8 protein-coding genes are annotated in these 10,436 nt (G+C 40.9%); 6 read left to right on the top strand and 2 right to left on the bottom strand.

All coding sequences use genetic code 11. The features are described from left to right. On the bottom strand, positions 1–859 hold an 859-nt coding region (locus ACZFYI_RS09425; protein WP_462523875.1), incomplete at its 3' end, for a bifunctional metallophosphatase/5'-nucleotidase. 279 nt (positions 860–1,138) lie between these two features. Between ACZFYI_RS09425 and ACZFYI_RS09420 the strand changes: the two genes are divergently transcribed. The 6 genes from ACZFYI_RS09420 (at position 1,139) to ACZFYI_RS09395 (ending at position 9,656) form a co-directional block, all read left to right on the top strand. Beyond that, positions 1,139–2,011: a TraB/GumN family protein gene (locus ACZFYI_RS09420; protein ID WP_462523874.1), complete on the top strand. Its 873-nt coding sequence runs from the start codon at positions 1,139–1,141 to the stop codon at positions 2,009–2,011. A gap of 207 nt (positions 2,012–2,218) precedes the next feature. Continuing rightward, positions 2,219–3,091, top strand: a complete 873-nt coding sequence (locus ACZFYI_RS09415; protein ID WP_462523873.1) for an ABC transporter ATP-binding protein — start codon at positions 2,219–2,221, stop codon at positions 3,089–3,091. An 18-nt stretch (positions 3,092–3,109) separates the two neighbouring features. After that, positions 3,110–6,691 carry an ABC transporter permease/M1 family aminopeptidase gene (locus ACZFYI_RS09410; RefSeq protein WP_462523872.1) on the top strand — a complete coding sequence of 1,194 codons (3,582 nt, stop codon included), beginning with the start codon at positions 3,110–3,112 and terminating at the stop codon, positions 6,689–6,691. Between the two features lie 150 nt (positions 6,692–6,841). Continuing rightward, positions 6,842–8,023, top strand: a complete 1,182-nt coding sequence (locus tag ACZFYI_RS09405) for a retropepsin-like aspartic protease (RefSeq protein ID WP_462523871.1) — start codon at positions 6,842–6,844, stop codon at positions 8,021–8,023. Between the two features lie 44 nt (positions 8,024–8,067). Next, positions 8,068–8,997 carry an NAD-dependent epimerase/dehydratase family protein gene (locus ACZFYI_RS09400; protein ID WP_462523870.1) on the top strand — a complete coding sequence of 310 codons (930 nt, stop codon included), beginning with the start codon at positions 8,068–8,070 and terminating at the stop codon, positions 8,995–8,997. Between the two features lie 197 nt (positions 8,998–9,194). Further along, positions 9,195–9,656, top strand: coding sequence for a RidA family protein (locus ACZFYI_RS09395; RefSeq protein ID WP_462523869.1), 462 nt, complete (start codon positions 9,195–9,197; stop codon positions 9,654–9,656). 13 nt (positions 9,657–9,669) lie between these two features. Here ACZFYI_RS09395 and ACZFYI_RS09390 read toward each other — a convergent pair. Further along, on the bottom strand, positions 9,670–10,436 hold a 767-nt coding region (locus ACZFYI_RS09390; protein WP_462523868.1), incomplete at its 5' end, for an amidohydrolase family protein.

Raw genomic sequence — 10,436 nt, 5'->3', positions numbered from 1 at the left:
CGCCCGGTTCTACGACTTTGGCATATTTTCCCTGGATGGGAACCCTTACCCTTTCATGGGTATCAGCTCCAAAAATATAATCCACTCCTTCGCATTCGGGAAGGTTGGCAAGGTGGATTTCCTGCGAAAGGCCAATATGTGACAGGATAATCACAAATGCACATTTCTCCTGGTTTTTCAACACATCGACATAATGCTTCAGGTTTTCTTCAGGTTTGGAAAAATAGATTCCCTTGCTGTAATTGGGGGATTGGCGCATCGGGATCATGGGGTCGTTATAGCCAAGAAAGCCGATTTTCACCCCGTCAATGTTCCAGATGTGGTATGGAGGAAAAATCAATTCGCCTTTTTTGCCATCACCAAGATCATGATACATATTTGCGCAGACCTTAGGAGCGTAAAGCGAACCAAGAAGGTTCTGCATCTGTGCTTTTCCATAAATCACCTCCCAGTTACCGGGAAGGTATAAGTCATACTCCAATTCATTGAGCAAAGGAACTATGGCTTGTCCTGAAGTTTTGATAGAAAGCATAGAACCTTGGAACATGTCTCCTGTGTCGACCAAAAAAGAATGCTCACAATTTGCTCTTTGTTTCTTGATAAAAGCATCCATATTGACATAGCCACCGGTTTTTCTGAATACGGATTTGCCATTTTCCCAAAAAAGCTCATCATGTTCATGGATTTGACAATGAACATCCGTAGTCTGGAAAATGGTGACCTTGAAATTCGTCTTGGCTTTATCTGATTTTTTGTTTTCTGAAAGTTCACCTGCCAGAAGAGGATTGACAGACAGCAAGCCTGTTCCAGCGCTCATAGCTCCTAATTTTTTGAGAAAATCTCTTTTTGTTTGCTTCATTTTGGGTTTTGGTTAAGGATAGGCTTCAGCTTATAAATCATATGATTTTCTGATTTGACCAAAGGCTCAAAGGGTTTATTGGGAATGGAAAGGATTCTCCCAAATTAGATATGACATTCCAAATATGATTTTTTTTGAAAAGTATATCAGTGACTTTTATTACAGCCAAACAGATGCAAATATCCTCTTTATCCTGCATCGCTGTATTTTCAGGACAATTCCTTCAATATATTATCTATTTTTGATTTAACATTAACCTCAGACTAATTAACGATGATTATGAAAAAGTTCAGCTTCAAAAGTGTTTTGGCCACTGCGATGATGGTCATGCTGGTATTTCAGGCTTTTGCCAATGATAAAGAAGAAAAGTCCCTGCTGTGGAAAATCAGTGGAAACGGACTGGAAGAAAGTTCTTACCTCTTTGGTACCATACACATGATCTGTAAAGACAAGTTTTACATGGATGAGAAAATTGAAAATGCGCTTGCTTCTTCCAAAGTCCTTGCCATGGAATTGAATATGACTGACCCAAACCTCATGGCAGAAATGCAGCAGCTCTCCGTCAACCCCGGGTTTGCCAACATCAAAGGAGAATTTACCCCGGAACAAGCTTCTTCTCTCGATAAGTTTTTGACAGAATCATATGGCGCGGGTTTGGATCAATTGGGTATTTTGAAGCCTTTTGTGCTTTCTTCCATGGTATTGGTGAAGATGCTCCCCTGCACTGAGCAGAGCAGTTATGAAATGTTTTTTACCGAAAAAGCCAAAACTCAGGAAAAAACGGTAAAAGGATTGGAAACAGTAGCCTTTCAAATGGGGGTTTTTGACAAAATTCCTCAAAAACTCCAAATTGAGGAGTTGGGCAAAATGATGACTAATCCTGATAGCATGGAAGAATTTGATAAACTTGTAGGTGCTTACCTTCAGCAGGACACAGAAAAACTTTACGATATCATCACGGATAATGAAATGTTTAAAGAATACGGCGATTTGCTTTTGGAGGATAGAAACAAAAACTGGATTCCCAAAATCGAAGAAATGGTGAAAGAACAATCCACCTTTATTGCGGTAGGTTCAGGGCATCTTGGCTCGGAAACCGGAGTAATCGCACTCCTTAGAAAAGCCGGATATACTGTAGAAGCTGTCAAATAGCGATACAATATAATGTCCGATTCCTGATCAGAATCGGACATTTGATTTTAAAAAAACCTTACCAAAAGTCCAAAATCGACTATTTTGACTTTTGGCATTATTCTCGGAAGTAACTTAGTCAAAACCATTCACCTCATTTGATTCATTGGGTTTTGCATTTTGCTTCTTGTGTCTCAAATCTCATTTCTCACATCTCACATCTTATTTATGATCTTAACCATTACCAACCTCAACAAGCAATACGCCAACGGTGTACATGCCCTGAAAGATGTCAGTTTTACTATCGAAAAGGGTATGTTTGGTCTACTTGGTCCAAACGGTGCCGGCAAATCATCACTCATGAGAACCCTTGCTACTTTGCAGGAAGCAGACAGTGGTTCAGTCACTTTGGGGGACATAGATGTTTTGGCAGAAAAAGACAAAGTCAGAAAAGTACTCGGTTACCTTCCCCAAGAATTTGGGGTTTATCCAAGAACTTCCGCCACTGACCTACTCCATCATTTGGCGATTCTCAAAGGTTTTGACAACAAAAAAGAAAGAACCGAAATGGTGGAATATCTTCTCCAAAAAGTCAACCTTTTTGAGCACCGCAAAAAAGCCGTCAGCAGCTATTCAGGCGGGATGAGACAGCGTTTTGGCATTGCCCAATGTCTGATCGGAAGTCCAAAACTCGTCATCGTCGATGAACCGACTGCAGGTCTTGATCCCGGAGAAAGAAACAGGTTCTATAATATACTCAGCGAAATAGGCGAGCAAACGATCGTCATCCTTTCCACCCACATCGTGCAGGATGTCCGTGAACTCTGTACCAATATGGCGATCATGGATAAGGGAATGTTACTTTATAGCGGAACAACGGATGATGCGCTTGCCCAGATCAAGGATAAGGTTTATGAAAAAAGAGTAGATAAAGCTGAGCTTCAGGAGTATCAAAATGCTTACCAAATCATCAGCAACAAGCTTGTCGGAGGAAAACCGCAAATCCATGTCTTCTCCGAAACAGCCTTGAACTCCGGCTTCGAAAAAGCCGAAGAAACTTTGGAAGATGTGTTTTTTGCAAAATTGAATTCTTTGATCTAAATCTTTAACAATCTCATTATGTGGAAATTTATCAAACATGAGTGGCGGTATTGGTTTGGATCACCGATGCTTTGGATCTTCTTATTTATAGTGTCCTTGATGGTATTTGGAGCGGTGTCTTCCGATCAGATTCAGATAGGAGGAGGAGTAGGAAGTGTCTATAAAAATGCACCTTCAGTTATTCAGACTTATTATGGGGTGATGTCACTGATCTGCCTATTGATGACGACGGCTTTTATGAATGCCTCGGCTAACAGGGATTTCAGTACAGGAATGTACCAGTTTGTATTCAGCTCTCCGATAAGAAAAAGCGACTATTTCTTTGGAAAGTTTTTTGGGGCTTTACTTATCTCTATCATCCCGCTTTTGGGAGTTTCGATAGGGGCATTGATCGGACCACTGATGCCGTGGGCACAGCCCGAGCGCTATGGGCCGATTATCTGGAGCGGTCATATTCAGGGAATTTTGGCTTTTGCCATTCCAAATACGATAATTGCCGGGGCACTTTTATATAGCCTCGCAGTGGTATTCAGAAACAATATTGTGTCTTTTGTCGGGGCCATGTTGATTCTGGTTTTCTATGTAGTTTCCCAAGGATTCACAGCCGATCTGGAAAAAGAATGGTTGGCCAATATTCTTGATCCATTTGGTTTTCAGCCTTTGAGTACCTTATCCAAATACAAAACGATTGAAGAAAAGAACCTCTTCCCTACCCCATTGGAAGGTCAGTTTTTGGTTAACAGGATCATCTGGATTGGTTTGAGCTTGGTGCTTTTGATGTTTATGTATTCAAGATTTTCTTTCAATTCAAAAAAAGAAAAGGTCAAAAAATCAAAATCCAAAGTCGAGGCAGAACCTACACTTTTGGAACTTTCTGAAATCAAAACCTTTGAAATCCCTCAAAACAAAGGCTTCTCTTGGTCCGCATTTTGGCACATGATCTCCTTTGAAACCAAAGCCATTACCAAAAACCAGACTTTTATCATTATCGTCCTGATCGGTTTGATCAACCTGATAGCAAGTCTGACAAGCTTTACAGGCGGATACGGTACGGACCGCTATCCTGTGACTTATGATGTCATAGATGTGATCAGGGGAGCATTTTACCTCTTTTTGATTGGTATCATCACTTTCTATTCGGGAGTTTTGGTATGGAAAGAACGTGATGCAAAGATCTCCGAAATCGAAGATGCCACACCGGTAAGAACAGGGATGCTCTTTTCTTCGAAGCTGATAGCGATGATGATCAGTATCTTTTTGGTGCTTTGCAGTACCATTTTGGTCGGAGTGATTGCCCAAACGGCCTTTGGATATACGAGGTACGAGCTTGGGGTTTATGCCCAATCCCTTTTGGTACTTGACATGTTCCAATTTGGGTATATGGTTGTGATTGCCCTGCTTTTCCATTACCTGATCAACAACAGGTACATCGCCTACTTTGCATTTGTGGCATTTATCATCTTGAACGAATTCATTTGGTCTGTTCTCGAACTCAACTCCAACATGCTGAGCTATTCGGCTACACCAAGTGTGACTTATTCTGATATGAATGGGTTTGGGCCATTCATCCCCGGATTGGTATGGTTCAATATGTATTGGACATTGTTCTGCCTGTTGTTATGTGTTTTTATTTATTCCTTTTATGTGAGGGGTAAAGAAAGTGATTTCTCCATCAGAAGGAAATATGCCATGCAGCGCCTGAAATCCAAATCCGGATATTTGGCCATTTTTGGGATTGCATTTTTGGTATGCGGAGGATTTGTGTTTTACAATACAGAAATCCTCAATACTTATCTCAGTCCCAAAGAACAGGAAAACAGACAAAAGGAATACGAACTTACTTACAAGAAATTTGAAGGAATAGCACAGCCAAGATGGATAGATTTGGACTATCAGATAGACATCCATCCCTATAAACGTGATTTGTTTGTGACTGTGGAAGCTTTGTTGATGAATAAGTCACAGGAAGCCATTCCTGAAATCCATTTTAGCATGCCGACTATGCCAGATACTTTGGGGATAGACATTCCCGGTTCAAGCCTTAAGCTGGATGATGAGCGGCTCAATTACAGAATTTACAGCCTAGCCCAACCTATGCAGCCCGGAGATACTTTGCCTATCAAATTGGTGGTTTCCAAAGTCACCAAGGGATTTGAGAATGAGGTTTCATTTACCCAACTTACCCAAAACGGGACATTCTTCAATAATTTTGATATCCTCCCAATAATCGGATATTCCAACAGGTATGAAATCAGCGACAAAAACAAAAGGGTAAAACTGGAACTTCCCCCAAGGAAAAGAATGCCTGCCTTGGATGAGTCTAATCTGAAAGCAAGGGAGAATTCCTATATCAACCAAGATGCAGATTGGGTCAATATGCATACTGTGATCAGTACTGCCACTGATCAAATTGCGGTAGCACCAGGAAGTCTGATCAAAGAATGGGAGGAGAATGGCCGGAAGTATTATGAATATCAATTGGATCACAAATCCCTAAATTTCTACTCTTTCATTTCTGCAAAGTATGAAGTCGCAAGAAAGGAATGGAAAGGTGTGGACCTGGAAGTATATTACATCGAAGGCCATGAGTACAATGTCCCCAACATGCTTCAAAGTCTCGAAAAATCCTTGGAGTATTATACGACAAACTTTGGCCCTTATTACCATAAGCAGTGTAGGATCATCGAATTTCCGAGATACAGTTCATTTGCGCAGGCATTTCCCGGTACCATGCCTTACAGTGAAAGCATCGGTTTTATCACAGACCTGAGGGATGTGACTGAAGATGACATTGACCTGGTATATTATGTCGTGGCGCACGAGATGGCGCACCAATATTGGGCACACCAACTTATCGGTGCCAACATGCGCGGCACGGAGATGATGAGCGAAAGCTTTTCCCAATATGCTGCCCTGATGGTGATGGAAAAAGAATATGGACGTGACAAAATGAATAAATTCCTGAAGTATGAAATGAACAGCTATCTGCGAGGCAGAGGCAGGGAATTTGAAGCTGAAAGACCGATAATGGAAACAGAAAACCAGGGCTATATCCATTACAACAAAGGCTCCGTGGTGATGTATTACCTCAAGGAAATGATCGGTGAGGACAAAGTTAACCTTGCTCTTCAAAAGCTCATCAACGACCATGGCTATCAGGAACCTCCCTACCCTACTTCCATTGCTGCGGTAAATGCCTTCCGTGAAGTTACTCCGGACTCATTGCAGTATGTGATCGATGATATGTTTGAAAATATCACTGTATTTTCAAACAGAGTCACTGAAGTCAATTATGTCAAGAACGGAGAGGAATATGAGGTCACTCTGACTACTTTCTCGGAGAAATTCAGGGCGGATTCTCTGGGTAAGCAAACCTCAGTGCCTTTGGTAGATTTCATAGATATAGGGGTTTTTGGCGAAACTGAATCTAAACAAACCTATGGCAAACCATTGGTGTATGAAAGACTCAAAATCACCAAGCCTGAAAACACCTTCACCTTCAAAGTCAAAGAAAAACCACAGAATGCCGGCATCGATCCCTACAATTACCTCGTGGACAGGATGCCTGAGGACAATGTGAAGAAAGTGACGGAGAAGTAATGTAAAGGGATGAGGGAGGAAGAATAAAGGATGAAAAATGATGAAATTTGAATGAATTGGAGCCTTTGAGGACTTTTTTAGATCTCGAAGGTTCCTTTAATTCTCAAAGATCTAAAACCAAAACCATTGAAACCTACTCAAGATTTTGAAATGAAGCTTTTATCAATCTTTTCGGCTATTTTCTTAGCTCTAATTATACCTTCCAAAATCCATGGTCAAGCATTAGACTTGAACCTGGGAGGCCCATCTGTTGAAAATTATTTTGAAGAAATCCAGTACGAATTTATCAAAGGAAAAATTATCCTGTCGGTAGAAATTGGCGGCAAATCAAGGAAATTTCTGTTGGATACAGGCGCGCCTACAGCCATCAGCCGAAATTTGTTTGATGAGCTTTCCCCTTCCATCATCACCAAAATTCCTGTCACTGATATTGGAGGTAAAAGTGATTCCTTGCTTTTTGTCACTTTAGAACAAATCGCATTAGGACAAACAGCATACACAGATATCCCCGCGATTGTCCTCAACGAAAACCTCCTTTTGGATTGCTTTGAAATCGAAGGATTTATAGGAAGCAATCTTCTGAGAAACAGTATTGTTCAGTTTGATTCCAAAAATAAAATCCTGAGGATCGGAAGTGATATTGATTCATTTTCGGAAGGATTGTCAAACAAAGCGGCCATAGAATTGGACCGGCAAAGCTCACCGATACTTACTATCCAAATTGGAAAAAATATCAAAGAATCTTTGATATTTGATTCAGGGGCAGATGAATTTTATACGATGTCAGAAAGGAATTTCAAACAATTCAGAAAAGCAAAAGGCTTTGAAGTCATAGCAGAAAGTTTTGGTTCTGATACCTTTGGACTTTTTGGTCAGGCAGATGAAGAAAAATCCAAAAGGTTGTTGATTCCGGATTTTTTTGTCAATGGAGTTACAATCCACAAGGTATGGACAGATACTAAAAACGAAGACAATTCCAGAATTGGTTCGGGTTTACTTAGGTATGGCTTGTTTACACTTGATTATAAAAACAAAAACAGTTACTTCGAATTGTTTGAAAAGGACCAAAATTTCGAGGATTCTTTTTGGGATGTAAGTCCCACTTTTAAGGACAACAAGCTGGTCATAGGATATATCTGGTCAAAAGAATTGGAAAAGAAAATCGATCTTGGAGATCAGATCATCAAAATCGATGAAATGGATACCGAAAACATCGATGTCTGTGATATCCTTCTAAACTCACCTATGGAAACATCCCAAAAAGTAACGCTTACAGTCAGAACCAAGAAAGGGGAAACCATTATGATCGAAATATTGAATAGCGTAAATTAAAGCCTATAACTTTTTGAAACTTTAAACCTAATTTAAAAATCGTCATGCCTACCTCCACACTCCATACCATCCTTGGTTCTACAGGAAACATCGGAACCGCTCTTGCCAAAGACCTTTCTGCCTACACAGACAATATCCGACTCGTCAGCCGCAATCCTTCGAAAATCAATCCCAAAGACCAATTGATGAAAGCTGATCTTTTGAATCCAAGTGAAGTGGATGCAGTTGTCAAGGGTTCTGGTATAGTGTATCTTGTTGCAGGGATTACTTATAAAACCAAAATTTGGCAGGAACAGTGGCCAATCATCATGAAAAACACCATTCAGGCATGCAAAAAACATGGAGCCAAACTGGTCTTCTTTGACAACATGTATTGCTATGATCCGGGGTATGTAGGACACCTGACTGAAAATTCCCCTGTCAATCCCCAAAGTCAAAAAGGGAAAGTCCGTGCCAAAATCGCACAGATGATTTTGGATGAAATCCAAGCAGGCAAACTAACATCGATGATAGTCCGTGCAGCGGACTTTTATGGACCGGGAGCGAAATTGAGTTTTCTTAATGAATCTGTCATCAACCGCATGAAAGCCGGAAAAACAGCCCAGTGGCTCTTTGCAGGAGATAAAAAGCATTCATTCACTTTCATTCCTGATGCCGCTTATGCGACGGCAGTTCTCTCCCAACAAGAGGATGCCTGGAATCAGGTATGGCATCTACCGACTTCAAAGGCATATCCCACGGGTCAGGAAACGGTAAACATCCTAGCCAAACATCTGAACATGGAACCCAAGCTTCAGATACTTGGCCCCTTTATGCTCAATCTGGTATCTCTTTTCATCCCGGTTTTGAAAGAAGTCAAGGAACTGAGGTACCAATTGGATCAGGATTATTGCTTCGATTCTACAAAAATTGAAAAGGCTTATGGGTTGAAGGCAATCAGTATTGAGGAAGGATTGAAAAAATGTCTTGAATAAATAATGGATTTCTCTGACGCTACCGGAGTGTTTCAAAAACCGTTCTCCCTATTCTGAATGTTGGAAATACTCCGGCCATGGAAAATATGGGTAAACAATCTTTAAATCCAGATAAAGGACTAAGGATAACTTGTAGTAGTTCAACCAAAGCGATATATTGAATTGTCTAACACGAAATTAAAAATCAACCTAAAATCATGGAAAAAATAGAAAGAAGGTCCACCTTAAAAAAAATGATCGCAACCCTTGCCGGAATTGCGGGAATAGGAATGGTAGCAAAAGCTGAAACGGACAACACGCCAGAGAAAGAAGTATTCAATGTCGTTCAAGATCAGGATGTTCCTTTGTTTTCAGGCTCCACCAAATTGGGGAATATGATTTTTGTGGCGGGAAAAGGCGCCCATTTTGAGGGAGATATCAAAGCACATACGGACCATGTTCTCAAAGAATTGGAAAAAGAACTTATCAAAGCAGGTTCTTCCATGGAAAAGGTGTTGAAAGTAAATGTGTACCTCCATGACCTGAATGATTATAAAGGAATGAATGAGGTTTATAAAGGACGGTTTGGTAATAAACCTCCCGTACGCACCACAGTAGCTACTTATGGTGGAGTACCAGGAGATTCTTTGGTAGAGATGGATTGTATTGCTTATGTTTAATCAGTCTAGCTGATCACTTCAATACTACCGGTTCACTTCGGCCATTGACACTATAAACAATCTCGCCGTCTTTGATGGTCATTTCACATTCGAACTTTTTATCAGTTTCGACTTTATATCCGTTTTTATCCCAAATACCGAATTCGCCTTGTCTCACTTCAATCAAGGCCAAATCGGCTATTGCTCCTTCTGATAGGTGACCAAGTTCTTCTCTTTTGATGGTTTTGGCAGGATTCCAGGTACTTGCCTGGATGATATGGGGGATTTCCATTCCCATGGCCATAAATGTACTCATGACATTGAGCATGTCTTTCATGGCCGCATTCATGCTCCCTTTATGAAGGTCTGTACTGATGGTATTGGGGAAAAATCCTGCTTCCAATGATGGAATCGCCTGCCTGAAATCAAAACTGGCTCCTCCATATCCCACATCGAAAATGATCCCTCTTTCCTGCGCTTCCCTGACAAATGGTTTGAATTTCCTTGTTTCATAATCAACAACAGGCTCCCTGGCACCTCCCAATTCAGCAAAAACGTGTGTGTAGATATCCCCGGGACGAAGGTGATCAAAAAACAATTCCCTAAGTCTCAGTGGAGCAAAGGCCATAGATCCACCAAAATCAATAATTACAGGCATATTGGCAATATTCCCTGCTTCTACTGCCCTATCAACAGGAATCCAATCCCTTTTGCCATAGTGGGCCACCTTAAATCCAACTACGTGTGCCTTGTATTTCAGTGCAGCTTGTCCGGTAAGTTGGGCATTCATATCAGAAGTAT

The organism is Aquiflexum sp. (genome assembly GCF_977115555.1).
Note: the sequence above shows the minus strand (reverse complement) of the source record. Positions and strands in the feature narration are given on the sequence as shown.